Below are 16734 nucleotides of genomic sequence, written 5' to 3'. Positions count from 1 at the left end.
GCCACTTGCACACGAACTAATCGCTGTTTAACGGATTACGCTGCACCCGACCTATGAACTTCTGCGCTGGCGCCCGGGCCGACGCGCCGCCTCGATGCGCACCTGCTCGAGTCTTTCCTGGGGTACCTGGCGAACGATGTCGCCACGGGCGGTGATTTCCAGTTTGCGGAGTATCGCCGCGACTTGAGCGTCGACGGTCTTGATGGAGCTGCCGCGGCGAGCTGCGACGCTGCTGTTGGTCCAACCCGCTGCGGCCAAGATGGCCACCTCGCGCTCGGCGGCTGACAGGCTGGCCCACCGGGGTGGCTCGGTGGTCGTTTGCGTGGAGGCTGAGTGTGTGGCTTGCAGTGTGCCGAGGACCAGTCGCTGTACCTCGGCGTGATCCGGTCGCAGCTTTGTACCGCGAGCCACGGCCGCATTGAATTGCTCACGTCCGAGTACTTGCAGCGCGGACTCGATGGCCTTGAGCGTTTCATGTCCGAACAGTCCCAACTCGTTGGCTTCGAGTCGGAGTCCAAGGCCGATTCCGAGTCGAGCCCGGAGGGTACGAGTACCGCCCATCAGCAGCGCGGCCTCCGCGGCGAGGGATCGGAGTCGGTCGGTCGGACAGTCGGGATCGTGCTTCATATCGGAAATCATGTGCGCGAGCGACCATATTCTGAATTCTACGGCCCAGAGCGCACCCCATTGATCGCCACTGGATACCTGGTATTCGAGTGCATTGCGTACGAATTCGAGTGCCTCCTCGGGTCGACCATGCATGGTCAACGCCAGTGCCCAGACCATCTCAGCCCAGGATTTCGTCCACAGCGCGCCAGATTTCGTAGAGCGATCACGAATTCTTTGAGCGTTATCGAAGGCCTGCTGCGCTGTCCCAAGCAAGGCGGCAGCTACTGCGGCGAATAGATCGCTCGTTGCGGAGCCGCCGGTATCACCTGATTCGTCATATTTTCGTCGTGCCCGCTGCAGAACTGCTATCGCGCGCGGATCCCGGTGGGTCAGCATGAGCTCCGCGCCCCACGCGAACTCCGCGGGTGCCGGCAGGCCGATATCGGTCTCGGCGGTATCACGCCACGGACCTCCGGAGTGATTCGACGGTAGGCAAATTGCGATGCAGTCTTCGAGAAATCGCCCTGCCGCACCGTGCTGGCCTTGGCACAGTGTGAGCATCACAAGTTGCGCCAACGCATCTATTTCGAGGTCGGCTGGGCATCGCGATGTTGTCCGGGCTGCTGCCAAACTGCGTTCGGTCCACTGTCGGGTGATACGGATGGACCCTTTGTGGAAGGGCGCACGAAGCGCGATCAGCCCGCTGCATATCTCCAGCCCCGTCGCTGCATGTCCGCGCGCGGTGAGGCTGAACTCTATCGCGGTCAGAATGTTGTCCCACTCGGCTCTGGACCAGTCCAACAGCGCACGTTCGGCTGGGCTGAACCAGGTGGCTCGAGCCTCTAGCACACGCTGGTGGTAGTACTGCAGGTGTCGTTCGGCCAGTCGTGCGTTCTCGTCTGCGTCATCGACCGACCGTTCGCGAAGCTTCCGTTGCGCGAAGAGCCGGATGCTCTCCAATAGCGAGTATCGAACTTCGTTTGTGCCGATATGAGCGATGACGAGCGACTGATCGACAAGTCGCTCCAGCGTCCGTTCGATATCGTCTGAACCCAAGGTCTCGTCGTCGGCGCAGATCGACCGTACAGCCGAGATGTCAACGCCGACCTCAGAAATGTTGTCTCGCCCTTCCTCGGGATTCACGTCGTATCCGGCGACGAATACCGACATCCGCTCCAGCAACAGCCGCTCTCGGTCATCGCAGAGATCGTAGGACCAGGCGATGACATCGCCGACAGCTCGATGGCGCGGATCGGTGCCCACTCGCGGACCATTTGCCCACCACATTCGCTTGTCGTCCGCCTTGCCGCTCAGCTCGTGCAAGATCATCGGGAGCGGCTGCCGCAGCAGTCGCGCGGCGGCCAGGCGCACGTACAGCGGGTGGTGATGAAGATGATGACAGATCGAGGTCACCATCGAGATCTGCCCATCCTCGATGATGCCTTGGCCGACGAGGTCGGCGCGTTGTCGAAACAGCGCGATGGACTCGAGCCGGGTGAGTGGAGGCACGACTACCGCATATTCGTCGACCCAGCCTACAGCCGCTCTACTCGTCGCCAAGATCGTCAACGTTGGCACGGCCGCCAAGAGGTCCGCGATGAGTTCACCCGCGCCGGCTAGGACGTGTTCGCAGTTGTCCATCACGAGGACCGTTTCCGGTGCGCTGCCGGCATGGGCGGTCATGAATCGTGCGACCAACGCATCGAATGTCGACCGCGCAGAGAAATCGCCGTCCAATACCGACTGTGCGACCTCTTCTTCGATGGATCCCCGGCTCGAGTCTCGTGGCATACGTGCCAGCCGCACCCAGTAAACCGGGTCGTTCTTCGCCCTCTGGTATCGGCGGATCGCTTCGCCGGCCAGTCGAGTCTTACCGATGCCGCCGGGACCGATCAGCGTGATGAGGCGTGCGGAGCCGAGTAGGAGAGAAATGATTCGTGTCAACTCGGGCCCGCGACCTACGAAATTGTTCGCGGCAGTCGGGGGATTACCCAGTGCATCTACATCAGCTCTCGGCACAGTAGCCAACCCTACCCATTTCATGGTCGAAGCCACGCGGATTCCGTCGTTCCTCGGTGGGTGTCGCGTACTCGGTACGTGTGTCGTGTCCGGTGTGGCGCGGTGGCCCTGACCTGCGGCTGCCCATCGCACATAGGTGGAGTTGCTGTGCGGCCACCGATGCGCTGGCGGTTCGCTGTGTGGGGAGATTGTCTTAGTAGCGGACTCGACCTCGAAGGCGGAAGGCAATGCGGCACGTACAGGTTGTGGGAGGGAGCGAATGTGGGCTTTCACTGGCGCATCAGCTTCTCCAACGAGGGTGGCCGGTCACGCTGGTCACCGATCGGTCGGCCGGTTCCCTACTCGCGGGTTCGGTGACAGGCGCGCAGATGAAGTTCTCGGCCACCCTGGACATCCAGAACGATCTAGGTCTCGGCTTCTGGCAAGATTCCGCGCCGAAGATCCGAGGTATCGACGTGACGGTTGTAGTAGAACAACGCGCTGTGCATGCGTGGGCGCAACATTTCGTCCGACCGGCGCAGAGCGTCGATCAGCGAACCGTGTTCGCGCGCTGGTTAGAACTTTACGCTCGAATGGGTGGAAACCTGATCATCGATGAGCTGAGTCGTGAGAATATAGACGACTGGGCGGCGGAGCACGAATTGACTGTGGTAACTCACGGTGCACACGATTTGATGGAGTGCTTCCCTTCTCTCGGACGTTTGGCTCCTGCTGACCCGGTGCGTCGTACTGCGGTGCTGTACCTCAGCGGTGTCCGGCCGCGTGCCTCGGGCATGGGGAGTTGTTTTGTATTGCCGGGCCTCGGCGAGATTGTTTCCTATACCGCGTTGAGCGGCAGGCCTGGCGCTGAACGCGCCTGCGAGGTACTCCTTTTTGAAGCGGTTCCCGGCGATAGCCTTGACGTTTTCGGGGTCATCGACGCACCCTACGAGCGGTTGCGGCGCGCTCAGGCAGTGCTAGAAGAACTCCTGCCCGAAGGGATCTCGCACCGCTACCGGTACGCCGAATTGATCGATCCCGGCGCCACCATGACCGGTGACGTCATTCCTCGAAGGCGGATTCCGGTCGGTGTGCTGCCTTCCGGTCGGCTGATGCTCGGCGGTGGCGACGCCGTCCGGGAGCGGGGTCTCGGCGGTGCTCAGGGAGTCAACAACGCAGTGCACTGCGCGCTTCGCTATGCGGAACGCATTCTCACCAGCGCAGGTGGTGTGTTCGACCGGGATTGGATGTGGCGGACCGCAAGGCCGTGCTCGATGGAAGGTGTGGTTCGTCGGTCGGCCGTGGAACCCGACCGGCCGAATTCGTTACGGCAGTCGAACTGCTCGACACTCGCAAGATCGCGTGCGGCAGACACATCGCTCATTCGGACATCGATCGCCACGCCCGCGGCGAGGCGTGGTTCTCGCGACGGAATAGCCTGGTGAAGTAGCCCGGGTCGGGAATACCGACACGGCGGGCTATTTCGGCGATTGGCAGGTCGGTGTCGATCAACAAGCGACGGGCCTCGGTCATTCTCCGGTCGATGATCCACTGCTGGACCGTACGTCCCGTGCGGTCGCGGACGACACTGGTCAGGTACCCCGGCGTCATACCAACCATATCTGCGATATCGCGCAGCGAAAATGGTTGCCGGAAGCGCGCCTCGATGAGGTCGTACACCTCGACAAGCAAGGGTTCGGCACCACGGCGTGGGTCGGTGACCACATCGGCAGCCAACCGCGCGATATCGACCAACAGCAGCGTGAGGTGTGCGGCAACCGCCTGTCGGTAGCCGCTGTCCTGTCGTGTCAACTCGGTGTCGATCGCCGCGATCGTGACATCCCACCGCGGCCGACATTCGGTGGGGAGTTCGAGCCGCAGCAAGCCGCCGGATTGCCGGTGCTGGAAGGGAAACAACAGCGGGTGAGCAAACCAAGGGGCGCTCGTATCGTCGCCGAGTACGGCGGGGTCGAAGAACACCGCGACAGCGTGCTCGACCAAGGGATGAGCGGCGGGTTCGATCACTTGGCCGGCGGCCACAACAGCGACTACGCCAGCGCCCGGTGCGTATACGAGCGCGGGGAACTCGTGGATATGCTTGTGCCAGCGCGGGTGCCCACTATCGAGTTGTAGCAGTGTCACCCGCGGTATCGCCGGATCCGTCCGATAGTCGAAGACCGGAATACCGTCCCGCTGACGGACGCAGCGTGAGGTGTCGGTCACGTCATCTGCCCCAGTCCCATACCGACCGAACATCGTCCAACTTTCCGTCCCGCGACGCGCTCACCATCGATATCATGACTCAACATCGTGCACGTCGGGTAACTCACTCAATTGGTAGCCCTCTCGACTATCTGCCCGCGGCAGGCAATGGCCTGCTGCTGCCGATCTATGATCTCGGCACCCGGCTGCTGGGCATAAACAGGCTCTACGATGAACTCGTCAGCCAGGCTGAACTGGAAGCAGGACATCAAGTCCTCGAGATCGGCTGCGGCACCGGCAACCTCGTCCTGCGTGCCAATGCCGACCAACCCGGTGCCGTCATTGTCGGATCCGACCCCGACCCTCGAGCACTGGCCCTGGCCGAGAAGAAGGCGACCAAGCGAACCGGGATCCGATTCGATCGCGGCTACGCCCAACGACTGCCCTATCCTGACAACGAATTCGATCGTGTGCTGTCCTCGATGATGCTGCACCACCTCGGACCCGAGGCGAAGGTCGCCATGGCCGCAGAGGTGAAACGTGTTCTGCGTCCTGGTGGGCGACTGCACCTGGTCGACATCGGCGGTGATATGACCCCCGCCGATGGCTTTGCCGCACGAATGTACCTGCGCAATTCGCGGCTTGCAGACAACCTTGGTAGCTGTATCTCTCGACTACTCGAAACTGCTGGACTCCACTGCGCCGCAATCGAATCCATACGCCACCGCGTCGTCGGTCGACTCACATTCTACCGCGCGGACAATACCGCCTGATTGTTACATCGAGATCACCTCGTTGCTGGTTCAAGCGTAGCCGATTGTGCCCTGCAGCGCCGGGCTTCGAAACCGCTACCTCGGCTCGGATGCGCGACGGCTATTTACGTTCGGACGTCGGGTCTGGTGGCGTTGATCAACGTGAACAGAGCCTCGAAGTTGGCGAGTGTGGCCGCTCTGAGTTTGGTGACGGCTTTCAGCCGATCGTGTAGCAAGAGGTCGGCGACTTCGTGCCGCTCGACGAATGCGGCACCTCGCGCCTTCGTGATCCGATCGACGATTCCCGCGCCTGGTGGGAGCTGATTCGGGCGCAGTCTGGCGCGGGTGGCACGATTGTAGAGCCTCAGATAGTCACTGGGCTCGAAAAGATCCTCGATATCTGTCTGTTCGATTCCGATAATCTGCTGGATCGTCACGATGCGCTTTTGAGACAAGAGGGTCCGCAGTTTGGGGTGAGACAAGTCCCGGCGATCCTGATCGCCTTGAGCGCTTCCTTCACCTTGGGATCGACGCCATTGACGAATACCCACGAGATTTTGGGCGGAGCCCCGCCGATCCAGTATTCGGTGTTTTCATAGGAGATTTTTAGCTGTCGACGGGCTTGTTTAACCCACGCTGCCAATTGTCTTTCCTGGCCGGCGATTGGCACATTCTTGGCTTCCCGCCAGTACCTGCCTCCATTTGTTATAGCATCGATGTCTGCTTTCCATTGCGTACTTGTTTTCGGATCATAATATGATACGAGCTGATTGACTGAATCTACCTGTCCCAAGAATAGTTCGACCATTCTGATCTCGCCATACAACCCGCGTATCTTTCGATGGTGATCTAACTGGACGCTACGGTGGACCTCGTCGGGGTGTAGGCGCACATTCGGCAGGTTCTCGGCCTCCAGATGGCTGGACAGTGACGTTAGTTCTGTCGCGTGCTTGCGAAGCTTATCCATCCATTCGGAGCCTCCTTTCAAGAAGAGGTCCGGGCGTGCGGCATCCACGACGTCCGCTCGCTGCTCCACGGTACCTAGATAGTCGCGCACCATTGCTATGTGGTCTATCCGGCTGAGCCAGTGGGTGAAGTCTTCGCCCCACTCGGCTGCTCGTGCCTGTAGATTTCCAGCCCACTCCCTGGTTCGCATTTCAGCGTTCACTCGGACGGTTCGCTGCGCCGTGCTGGTCCGCAAGAACTCGTCGGTCTTCGTCAGGGCGAGCCGTTTCGCTCGATCGCCGGTTATTCCCACGTCAACGAACTGAGCGAGGTTCCGCCGGGTCTGCTTCTGTGCGAAGGTATTGCCTTCGGCCGTGAGATTGTGTTGGTGGCTTGCGACTATCAATCGTTCGGCCGCGGACTTCACGCGATCCGGATGGCCGGTGCTCGCGACCTCTTCGAGCATGCGTGCGATCACCGGCGGATGGGAAGTGCGTGCCGCAGGTGCCGCGCCGGCCGCGGATGCTGCATCGGGGTCTTGTAGCCAAGCGTCTTGGACGATCTGTTCCGGTCCGACGCGGTTCACCCAGCGCGTTGTGTAGTTCGTGGCTTCTGCCTCGACGACGGCACGCGCTTCTGGAGTCCTCACGACTGCCGCCGCGTGCTGTTGTGCGCGCTGTTCGGCGTCGGGGTCGTCGTTGCCTGTACGGATTTCGGTGGCGAGCGCATCCCGGAATTGGTTCCAATATTGCCGGTGGGCTTGGATTTCGACGTTTTCCCGATATCGCGCGACAACCAGTTCTTGTGCGTGGGCTATGGCAATGCGTTCACCGGGTAGCTCTCTCATACGGTTCAGGACTGTCTGTATCTCGTCTGGTAGCGCGGTTATCTCGGCGTACGGGGTACCGGCGGCATCGCTACGCCCGCCGTGTTGTTCAGGCGGTACGGGAGCAGCGTGGTCGGCTGGATCGGCCGGGTCTTTCGGTGGCTCCGGGGGAGACGAGTGGGCCGGATCGGCGTCGGTCGGTGGCGGCACAGGAGGCCCGCTGTCCGGGAGGTCGGATCGTCCGGGGTCCGTGTCCGTTGGTGTAGCTGGGGTCTGTGGTTCCGGACCGTCCGGCCCTTCGATCCCCGGCTGCGCACCGGAGTTTTCGGGGGATCCAGAGCCTTCGGGCGTGTCGGCGTCTCCACTAGCGGTCGGTGCCAGGTGCATGGGCTCTTCACCACCTGGCGCGGATATCAACTCAGGGGCAGGTTGTCCGAGGCCGAGCCACACCGCGCCGGTACGTGCTGTTACCGAGGCTGGAACTGGACGTGCTACATCGTGATGCGAAGGTTCCGGCTCTGTCGGCCGTGTGACGTGGTTGACCCGAACAGGGCTTTCCGGGAGGTGTGGCAGGTGTGCGACATGCTCCGGTGGATTCCACGGGTCGAAAGGCATCGTGACGATCCCGTGGGGAGCCAGCGGGTCGGAGTGGTCCAGCGGCGTGGCGCGCAGCGCGAAGTCGGGTCCGCCGTTCCCGATGGTCCCCTGCGAAGTGCCTGGGACGTGCACGGTCGCCATGGCGGATCTGGCGGCGCGGGCACCTGCACCGGCCGCGCCGATCAACCCGCCGGCCACGCCAGGGATCACGGCCTCGGTAAGACTGTCGGCGTCGAGCGTGCCGCCAGACAGCGGAACAGCCACGCCCGCACCGACGATCCCGCCGACCAGACCACCCGCCGAGCCGAGCAGAGCTGCGGATCCGAAAACACGGGCGAAACTTTCGGAACGCGTTGCCGCCGAGGTGCCGACGAGGCGGAGCACTGGTGGCGCAAGCACTCGTGCGGTGGCGATACCAGCCGCGCCGCCCGCCGCGCCCGCCGCCGTCGCGATCGCGGCGGAAGCGAAGTCGATCGACTTGCGGTGCCCGTCGTGCGATTGGATCGTCTGCGCGGCAAGGTTGACACCACCGCCTTGCGCCGCGCCGAACAACGTTGCCCGGCTCGTGAGGTGGAGAAGCGGATGCTCCGCGGCCGAACGAATGCTTACTGCGGCCAAACGTTGCAGGAGTACCTGCCACGCGGCGCGCATCGTCGCTTCGGCGACGGCGCGATCGGCGAGCGCTTTCAGAGCGCCACCCGCGCCGATCATCAGGGCGTCCACGACCAACTGCGCAGCAAGAATCACCGCGGTACCGATGATCACCAACTTTTCGAATTCGACGGCGTTGGCACCCTCGAACACCTGCGCGGCGATACCGTCTGCGGTATCGGCCCGGGCTCGCCAGGTGTCGGCCAATCCCTGGTGTTTCCGGGCTATCTCGGTGCCGGTCTCGCCTTCGACGGCTTTCGATATCGTTGCCGCTGCAGTCTCGTGCTGTTGGGCCAGCGCACGACACTCTTCGGCGGTGTCCGACCAACAGACCGCGACCCGGCGCATGCCGTCCTCGTCGCCATCGGGAAAATGCCCGACCGCCACCGTCATAACGGGGTCCGGTAGGGCTTCGGGCAGTCTAAGTGTCACGGTGACCGTAGCTGTCCTGGATGCCTGGGGCATCCGGGATGAGGCCCGGTATCTCGGCTGTCGCGCTACTGATCGGGCGTATCATCGCCGCGCTTTGTTTTTTCGCGCGCGCGGTCGCTGCCTGCGCCGCTTCGATGATCGAACGCTGCAGGACGTCTGGTGTCTTTCGTATTCCTGCGGCCGTAATGCGTAGGTCGACGAGCGCGCCGTCGGCGTCGACTGTTACTGCTACGAGTCGGTCTGTAGATTTCGCGGTTGTCCGTAGATCCGCCAGTTCTTTGCGAACCTCGGCTGCCTGCGCTCTCTGCTGTTCCAACGCGTCTAGCAGGCAGTCGACCTGATTTCGGAGGTTGGTGTTGACCGAGCACAAGTTCTCTCGTCGCCACGGATCCACTGCGCCTCCTATGAATGTGTATCGCCGACACGAGGACTCGCTGCCCATTCGGCGATCAGCAATCGGTGCAGCAGTCGCGCATGAGCACCCGCTTGGTCGCCGTGGGCTTCGAATTCGGCGAATCCTTCGGCCAGCGCCTCACCGGGATCGAGTGACCCGCCGACGAAGCATCGGTCGCTGAATCGGCTTCGCCACTGCCGATAGCCTGCGACCGCCTGGCCGAGCGACTCGTGTGCGCGGCCGGCGCCGTGCAGGTAGTCGGCGATCAATGCCCGCTCCACCCGTCGGTGGGCGCGGTATTCGCTCGCCATGTCCATCGCGTAGCCGAACCCGCGCGCCAGCGAGACCGAGAGCGGTACCGAGTCTTCTGAGCACCGTGGCGATCGCCCGCGACACGGTGCACCGTCCGCCAGTGTCAACCGGTCCACGATCAGCCACAAACCGGCCGCCGTGTCGGGCTGTCCGTCCCGGCGCAGCACGAGTGGGGATCGGCATCCGCCGCCTAGATCTGCGATCTCGATGCCCCGCAAGGGAATCGGATACCGCTCCATCAAGATCTCCACGGCTTCGACCATTTCGCCTGCCGTACCGTCGGGGTCGAAGCCGGTGAGGCTCAATCGTGGTCTTGCGTCCCGGGAGTCTGCGGCAGCCGCCGGGCGCTCTGGTGTGACGCTGTCCTTGGTCCGCGATGTCGTGAATCGCGGTGCGGAGCTCGTCGGCGATGTCTGCGGGTCGGAATGCGTCGGGTGCCATGGCGTATCGGCCGCCGGCGATCGGGCGGGGGCCACCGGCGGTGACCAAGGTGTGTTGGCTCGGCTCGCAGTGGCAAAGTTCCGGCCCGGTCGGTCGTTGCGCGCCGCGAGTGATGGACTCGGGCCGTGGTCGGCCGTTGCGGCAGGGGGCACTGACGTGACCGGCGAGGGAGCCTTGGCTGATGTAGGGAGGTGGTCGGGCGCGGGTCGGGTGATCGGTTGTCCTGGAACGGGTGCCGGTTGGTCGACCAGTCCGGGAGCAGACAGGGGAGTGCCGGGGGGTGTGCTGCTGGGCCGCACCGGGTCGGTGAGAACCCAGTCCGATCTAGGCGCGGACTCCTCACTGCTGGTCTCAGCGGTCTGTGACTGGGCGAAGCCGGGTTGAGCATCGGGGTCCGGTGGTATCGGGGGCGGAACATGCGCGGTGGAATCGTCACTCGACGCAACACTTCTGCGCATCTGTTCGGCAACCGTGATGTCGCGTTCATTGAACGCGTTCGCAGTGTCGGTGAGGGAATGGCCCATCTGATTGAGCACTCCGACCAGTTCGTTGAGCTCGCGCAACGCGTCCGCGCAGTTCGGTTCGTATCCTTGTGCGAACGTCCGTCCGGGTCGATCCGATCCCCAACAGGGACCAGCCTGCTCGAGACTTGACCTGAGGCGAGTGAGGAGATCGGCCGCGTCGGCGGCCATTCTGTCGAGTTCTTGTCTGGAGGCGCGCAGCGCGGCTAGATCGATGTGCAAGGTTCGATTCATGGCAACACTCCGGGTGTGCGGTGCCGGCTATTCGACTCCAAATGGCAAACCATTATCGTGAGGGGGACCGAGCGTTCGCTCGATTGTGCCCCCAACGGTGGGAACTGGCGGTCAGTGCTCGGTGCTTGCCGGAGCGCGCCATCCCGCGTAGTCCTGCCACGCCTGGATGTAGTCGGTGGCGAAGAGCGGGCCGGAGAGTCGGGGTATGTCGAATGCGGCAACCATCGTCGGCAGGTGCGCGGTGAGTACGGCGTGGTGGCGGTTGAGTTCGGTAGTCAGACTCGCGGCCTGTCCTGGCGACATCCGACTATGCGCGACGTACCAGGTGCCTCGCGCGTGGATGCGTTCGAGCGCATAGGCCGCCGCCGCGGCCGTCGTCAGCTCTTTCGCGGTCGGATCGTCGGTATTCAGCGCGGCCGTGCTCAACGCTGTCGCCGCGAGGCGTTCGGCGGTCGCGGTGGCCAACTCGATGGCGGCCGAGTCGGGACCCAGCACGCTACCGGCTGATCGGTAGTCGCCGTTGCGTACGTCGGCGGCGATCGTGTGCTCTCGTTCGGTGAGTGTCTCGATGTACCAAGGAGTTTCACGCGTATGGGGTAGTTCCAATGCGGTCAGTCGTTCGCCCTGTTTGCCTGCGGTGACCTGCATTATCTGGTTTTCCCCTTCTGCGGTGATAATGGCCTCGAGGTTGCCGATCCAGTCGACGATGTGGTTGATACGCAGCGCTCCCTGAGCTGCGGCGCGTTGCCTGCACATCATGAGCACCTGGTGGGCGGTGTTGGACAGCAACGGTTTTGCCAGCATCGACCACACCGCATGGTCCCGGTCGGTTCCAGTCGCGCGGAGCTCCCGCAGGCACAGCCCCAAGCTGCTGGTGGCGTAGACCGCAGCCAGCGCCGTCGCCAGGTCTCGTTGCACCGCATCGCGATCGGCCATCAGCACACCGGAGCCGGGTCGGCGTTGGCGGGTGTAGTTGACCAGACCGGCCAGTGCAGCGCGGGCGCTGGCGACGGCAGCGTTGGCCAGGTCCAGACGACCGTTGCCAAGCACATTGATCGCGCGGTGGAATCTCTTGCGGGGCGGGAGCACACAAGCGAAGCGGCCGTCCGGGGACAACCGAGCCCAGTCGCCGCCCAGCAGCGCCTCGCGGGGCAGTCGCACGTCGTTGAAGCGGACCATCGCGTGGTCCATCGGCGCGGAAACCTTGTCCGGTAGCCGCACCACCTCGATGCCGTCAGCCAGTCCGTCTCGCGTGCGCAGCCTGAGCAAGAACGGCAGCACGCCCTCGTCTTGTCCGTCGATAAGCAGCCGGGCGGTGACGATCGCGGTCTTCGGTTCGGTGGCGTCGGCGACATTGGGCATGATCTTGACCGCGGTAGCCGATGGTGTGTTGAGCAGGAAGGTCTCGGTGGTGGGATCCCAGCGAGTGGTGGTCTGCTGATCGGCGCCGTTGGTGCCGCCGAGTTCGGTCAGCATCAGCACCCCGATCGTGGCTCCGGTGTCCAGTTCGGCAAGGCATTCTTGTTGGTAAGGAGAGTCGTTGCCCAGCGCGAGAATGGCACCGACCGCCAGATCGAAATGCCCGGTGAGCACGAGCAACAGTCGAGGAGCCGCGATCTGAGCCCAGTCACAGAGCGCACCTCGCAGGTGTACATCCGCAGTGATATCACGCGCTGGGCGACCCAACTCAGCAATAACCGTGCGCAGGAGAACAGGTGCGGTCTGCGTCTCTTGCGTGAAAGTCAGCCCGGATCGTGGCAAATCGGACAGACTGACCACGATATCGCGTACCCGGGTATGCAATGCGGTATGTGAACCGAAGATCACTTCCCGTAACGCGGCCACGGTTGGTGTGCTTGCGCCGAATTCGGGGTATCGCGACGGTGGTATGGCGGTCAGCCGGTCAACGGCAGGATCTGTGGTTGTCATTGCACTCGCCCTGATGCTGGAGTCTGCCCGTGCGGAGGTCGCTCGAGGGAAGGAGCACGGGCTATTTCACCGGGCAGAAACCGGTCGGCTGCTGCCCGGCCTTTCATCGGATTGATCGTCGCGGCTAGGCCATAGGCGGTCCTTACCTGAGGTTGAGCGGTGGTGCCTTGGGAAACGTGACAGGCAACTGGGTGAGGGCGCGGTGGAACGGGCCCGGGCGCCAAACGAGTTCGCCGGCGGGGACGGCGAGCTCCAACTCCGGCAGGGCGTCGAGCAGTTGGTCGATGGCGTCGTGCGCAATTAGCTGCGCGACGGATCGAGCGAGCATAGGGCAGGCATGAGGTCCCGCGCCCCACGCCAGGTTCCATCCGTTGCCCGCGTAGTCGCCGGTGTTGAGTTCAGGACTGTTGTTGCACGCCGCCATACTGGTGATCACCGGCTGATTCGCAGGCAACCAGATGTTATCGATCAGAATGGGCTGCAACGGGTAAGTGATGCAGTAATTGGCCAGGGGTGGATCGATTGCCAATATCTCATCCAGCGCAGACCTGGTCGACGGGGGAAACCCGAGCTCGTTTCCCATGAACCGTCTCCGGTCGGTCAACATCAGCAGCAAGGTGTTCGCGACCAGGTTCTGCGGAATCTCGATACCTGCCGAGTAACAGGTGACGAGTTGGTGGATCATTTCCGTGTCGGTCAGGCCGGCCGGATGCTGCACCAGCCGTGTGGTGACGTCGTCGCCGGGTTGTGCACGCTTGAGCCGGGTAAGTTCGAGCAGCGCGGAGTCGAGCATCGCGTTCACCGTCACCGTATCAACTCCTTCGAACAAGGCTTTACTGGCTTCGGCGACCTGCTGACCAACGTGTGGCGGGCAGCCGAGCACCAGGTTGAGCACGGTGAACACCAGAGGAAGGCAATATTGGCTCAGCAGATCCGCGTATCCCGTCTCGCAGAAGGAATTGATAAGCGGGACCGCCGACCTTTCCACCGAGATTCGCAGGGCATGTTGATCGATCCCGGCCAGGGCGTCGTTGGTCGCCTTGCGGTATCGCGTGTGCTCGGCGGTGTTTCCGTTGCTGCGCAACGCGTTCGGTCGCCACTCGATCATCGGCATGATGGGTAGATTCGATGGAACCGATTTCTGCCATGGGCGCGGATCGGCGGACATATGTTCGGGGTCGTTCAGAATCCGGACCGCAGTGCGATAGCCGATCACCAAGGTGGCAGGCACGGCGGGCCAGATCTCCACCGGCACCATCGTCCCGTAGTGACTCCGCATTCTGCGGTACGCATCGTGCGGATCAGCGGCGAATTCCTCAGTATATATCGGAATTCGAGGTCCGACCGCCTCTATCGGCCTAGGCGGATTCTTCTGGTGAGCCGATCGGGCGTGCTGCTGCACAGTTCTCCTTAGCTGGAACGGAAGCCGAGGGATGGCGGGAATACCGCAGTGATCGCTGCTGGGCTCACGGTAGGAAGGACTCGAGTGGCGGCAACCCATTTCGTGCACGCGCGGACATCCGCCCCCGGGCGGCATCCAGAAGGCGGGCAGTTTGGAAAATGGCCGGCGCTACTGGGATAATCGGAACGCGAAGCGAAGGATTGTGGTCCGCGGCCGGGTCCGGCGATGCGACGTGAACATGTATGGACTCCTCTGCTCGCGCAGCCGTGAGTGCTCGGCCGTCTGACCCGATCAAACCCAGGCGGTACGCCAAAGACATTCGACCACACCAGGGTTCAGCAGAACTCACCTAAGTCTACGCACAGGCGAGTGCTCCGCTGTCACCAGCGGTGGGAATGACTGGCATCGGTTGACTCTTCCGTAGCGTCAATCCCTAGCCTGCGGTAATGGCGAACAACACGGCCGAACAGGTCAGAACCGTGACGATACACCTCGAAGCAGGCAATGCCTCGATAGCTGAACTCGGCAAGATGCTCGGCCCGACCGGTATCCCGCCGTTCGAGGTGAAAAAGGAGTACGACGCGTTGACCGCGGCGAGTCGCGGCCAGATCATTCCGGCGGTGATCGTCTTCACGCCGGACCGGAAGTGGTCGATTCGCTTGAAGACACCGCCCACGTCGGCATTGATTCGCGCGGCGCTCGCAATGACCCGCGGGTCGAGCCGACCGGGACACGAGTATGTCGCGGTGCTCACCGAGCAGCAACTGCGTGATATCGCCGAACGAAAGCTGCCCGACCTGAACACCGCTGACATCCACGCCGCGATGCGGATCGTGGCGGGTACGGCGCGGTCGATGGGCGTTGGTATCGAATGACGGACTGCGAGGACTCGGATGAGAAGATCGCGTGCGGCCGCGCCGGAGTTGTCGGCGTTGGAGCCTGGCCTGTCAGGCTTCGAACAGGTGACGTCCCGAGCACCTCATCTGCGAGCGATGGTGGCGTCGGCTGTTCGAGGCGATCACGGCGCGGCGGCCGACATACTGAATTCGCTGATGGAACAAGCCGGCATCACCGTGCGCGTACATAACACCGTCCAGGGTTGGACGCTCGAGGCGGATGCTCCGGTGTCGGCCGCGGAGTGCCTGCTGAGCATTGCCCAACTTGTCGCCGCTGATGGCTGGCGGCGCGTCAAGATCTGCGATGTACATTCATGTCCGGCAGTGTTCATTGACCGAACCAACGGCAACAACCGTCGATACTGCGACTCTCATCGTCGCAAGGCTGGGTATGGGGTCGTCTCACCCGTATCGCCGGATTGATTGCAGCCCGAAGTCGGCGGGCGGGTGAGGGGAGCCGGGCACGGTTCCCGGTGGTGGAGGCCAGGCTGCTGGACAACCTCGACAATGATGACCTCGACAATGGTGGCCAGGAGGAGATCATGAAGGTCTTCGTGACCGGGGCTACAGGGTTCCTGGGTCGCCGAATCGTAGCTAGGCTGGTCAATGCCGGGCATGAGGTGCTGGCGCTTGTTCGCGGGTCCGGCCGCACGGTTGAAGGTGCCACCGTGGTCATCGGTGACCTGACCGAAGTCGGGCGGTGGGCAGGATGTCTGGCGGGAGTCGAAGTAGTGATCCACGCCGGCGGGCTCGTCGCCGAGTGGGCGTCCTGGTCCGAGTACGACGCCAGTATCGTCACGCCGACACGGGATCTGCTTGCGGCGGCCGAGACGCATCAGGTCCGGCGTTTCGTTTTGATCAGCAGTGAGTCGGTCATGCAGGATGGCAAGCCACTCCTGGATGTCACGGAGGCGGATTCGGAACCGTCGCACCAGAGTTCGCGCTACGGTCGCGCGAAACTCCAGGCCGAACAGATCGTCAGGGCGCGCCAGAACTCCATCGAGTCAATCGTGCTACGGCCGACATTCATTTGGGGCCCGGGTTCGACGACGGTAGCCGATCTCGTCTGCCGAGCCATGGCAGGTAGGTTGCCGCTGATCGATCATGGCACTGCCGTTTTCGAGCACGTCCACGTCGACAATGTGGCGGCAGCCGTTGTCGCCGCACTTACTGAGGGCACTCCGGGTGCAACGTATTTCATCACCAACGGTGAACCGATGCCCCATCGCGAATTCTTGTCCGGTCTGCTGGAGGCGATGAACGCTCCTATGCCGCGGCGCTCGTTGCCTTCACGTATCCTGTTCCCGTTCGCGCGCATCTGTGAAGCGCTGTGGTCGGGGCCGCTGCTGCCGGGGCGACCGCCGATTACCGTCTTCGAGGTCGAATTCCTCGCGTTGTCAAGGCGATTCGACATTAGCAAGGCCCGCCACGAACTCGGCTACCGGCCGATCGTCACCTTCGCAGACGGCTTGACCGAGCTTCGCTGAACGTGCACTCCGCGGGCTGGCTCGGACTTGTCGGCGGTTCGCTATTCGGAGCCCATGTCCTGACGGTGCTTTTCGCTTCCCGGTTATGGGAAGTGAGTATGTCCTC

Annotated in this window: 13 protein-coding genes; 5 read left to right on the top strand and 8 right to left on the bottom strand. The window is 62.9% G+C overall.

What is annotated here, in order from left to right:
• Positions 1 to 51 precede the first annotated feature (51 nt).
• On the bottom strand, positions 52 to 2652 hold the full coding sequence (locus O3I_RS24255; RefSeq protein WP_081594102.1) for an AAA family ATPase: 2601 nt from the start codon (positions 2650 to 2652) through the stop codon (positions 52 to 54).
• Positions 2653 to 2996: 344 nt separating this feature from the next.
• Here O3I_RS24255 and O3I_RS44970 point away from each other — a divergent pair, with 344 nt between their 5' ends.
• Positions 2997 to 4052, top strand: a complete 1056-nt coding sequence (locus tag O3I_RS44970; protein WP_141692147.1) for a styrene monooxygenase/indole monooxygenase family protein — start codon at positions 2997 to 2999, stop codon at positions 4050 to 4052.
• On the opposite strand, the gene O3I_RS24245 is transcribed toward O3I_RS44970, so the two are convergent.
• On the bottom strand, positions 3988 to 4587 hold the full coding sequence (locus tag O3I_RS24245; RefSeq protein WP_337587870.1) for an AraC family transcriptional regulator: 600 nt from the start codon (positions 4585 to 4587) through the stop codon (positions 3988 to 3990). The genes O3I_RS44970 and O3I_RS24245 overlap by 65 nt on opposite strands.
• Before the next feature lie 317 nt (positions 4588 to 4904).
• Between O3I_RS24245 and O3I_RS44010 the strand changes: the two genes are divergently transcribed.
• A complete protein-coding gene (locus O3I_RS44010; RefSeq protein WP_014985630.1) occupies positions 4905 to 5582 on the top strand; it encodes a class I SAM-dependent methyltransferase in 678 nt (225 codons plus the stop codon).
• Positions 5583 to 5686: 104 nt separating this feature from the next.
• On the opposite strand, the gene O3I_RS24235 is transcribed toward O3I_RS44010, so the two are convergent.
• The 6 genes from O3I_RS24235 to O3I_RS24205 all read right to left on the bottom strand — a co-directional run bounded on the left by O3I_RS24235 (position 5687) and on the right by O3I_RS24205 (position 14101).
• On the bottom strand, positions 5687 to 5998 hold the full coding sequence (locus O3I_RS24235; RefSeq protein ID WP_014985629.1) for a hypothetical protein: 312 nt from the start codon (positions 5996 to 5998) through the stop codon (positions 5687 to 5689).
• Positions 5995 to 9012, bottom strand: a complete 3018-nt coding sequence (locus O3I_RS44965; protein ID WP_148282707.1) for a hypothetical protein — start codon at positions 9010 to 9012, stop codon at positions 5995 to 5997. Before O3I_RS44965 ends, O3I_RS24235 begins: the two co-directional genes overlap by 4 nt.
• Complete coding sequence (locus tag O3I_RS44005; RefSeq protein ID WP_167829169.1) at positions 9002 to 9406, bottom strand: YbaB/EbfC family nucleoid-associated protein; 405 nt, start codon at positions 9404 to 9406, stop codon at positions 9002 to 9004. The genes O3I_RS44965 and O3I_RS44005 overlap by 11 nt, the downstream gene beginning before the upstream one ends.
• Positions 9407 to 9414: 8 nt before the next feature.
• Positions 9415 to 9981, bottom strand: a complete 567-nt coding sequence (locus tag O3I_RS24220) for a hypothetical protein (protein ID WP_041562835.1) — start codon at positions 9979 to 9981, stop codon at positions 9415 to 9417.
• 1044 nt (positions 9982 to 11025) lie between these two features.
• On the bottom strand, positions 11026 to 12507 hold the full coding sequence (locus O3I_RS24215) for an acyl-CoA dehydrogenase family protein (protein ID WP_041562834.1): 1482 nt from the start codon (positions 12505 to 12507) through the stop codon (positions 11026 to 11028).
• A 478-nt stretch (positions 12508 to 12985) separates the two neighbouring features.
• On the bottom strand, positions 12986 to 14101 hold the full coding sequence (locus O3I_RS24205) for a cytochrome P450 (RefSeq protein ID WP_014985624.1): 1116 nt from the start codon (positions 14099 to 14101) through the stop codon (positions 12986 to 12988).
• A 590-nt stretch (positions 14102 to 14691) separates the two neighbouring features.
• Here O3I_RS24205 and O3I_RS24200 point away from each other — a divergent pair.
• The 3 genes from O3I_RS24200 to O3I_RS24190 are packed head-to-tail and all read left to right on the top strand — an operon-like array spanning position 14692 to position 16628.
• A complete protein-coding gene (locus O3I_RS24200) occupies positions 14692 to 15120 on the top strand; it encodes an uL11 family ribosomal protein (protein WP_014985623.1) in 429 nt (142 codons plus the stop codon).
• Between the two features lie 18 nt (positions 15121 to 15138).
• Positions 15139 to 15564 (top strand): CGNR zinc finger domain-containing protein, encoded by a 426-nt coding sequence (locus tag O3I_RS44000; protein ID WP_081594099.1) that lies wholly within the window; start codon positions 15139 to 15141, stop codon positions 15562 to 15564.
• 53 nt (positions 15565 to 15617) lie between these two features.
• Positions 15618 to 16628 carry an NAD-dependent epimerase/dehydratase family protein gene (locus O3I_RS24190; RefSeq protein ID WP_014985622.1) on the top strand — a complete coding sequence of 337 codons (1011 nt, stop codon included), beginning with the start codon at positions 15618 to 15620 and terminating at the stop codon, positions 16626 to 16628.
• Positions 16629 to 16734: the final 106 nt, after the last annotated feature.

Origin of the sequence: Nocardia brasiliensis ATCC 700358 (genome assembly GCF_000250675.2) — a bacterium.
In the GTDB taxonomy this organism is placed as follows: Bacteria; Actinomycetota; Actinomycetes; order Mycobacteriales; family Mycobacteriaceae; genus Nocardia; species Nocardia brasiliensis_B.
The sequence above is the reverse complement of the archived record's forward strand: the minus strand, read 5'-3'. Positions and strand labels throughout refer to the sequence as shown.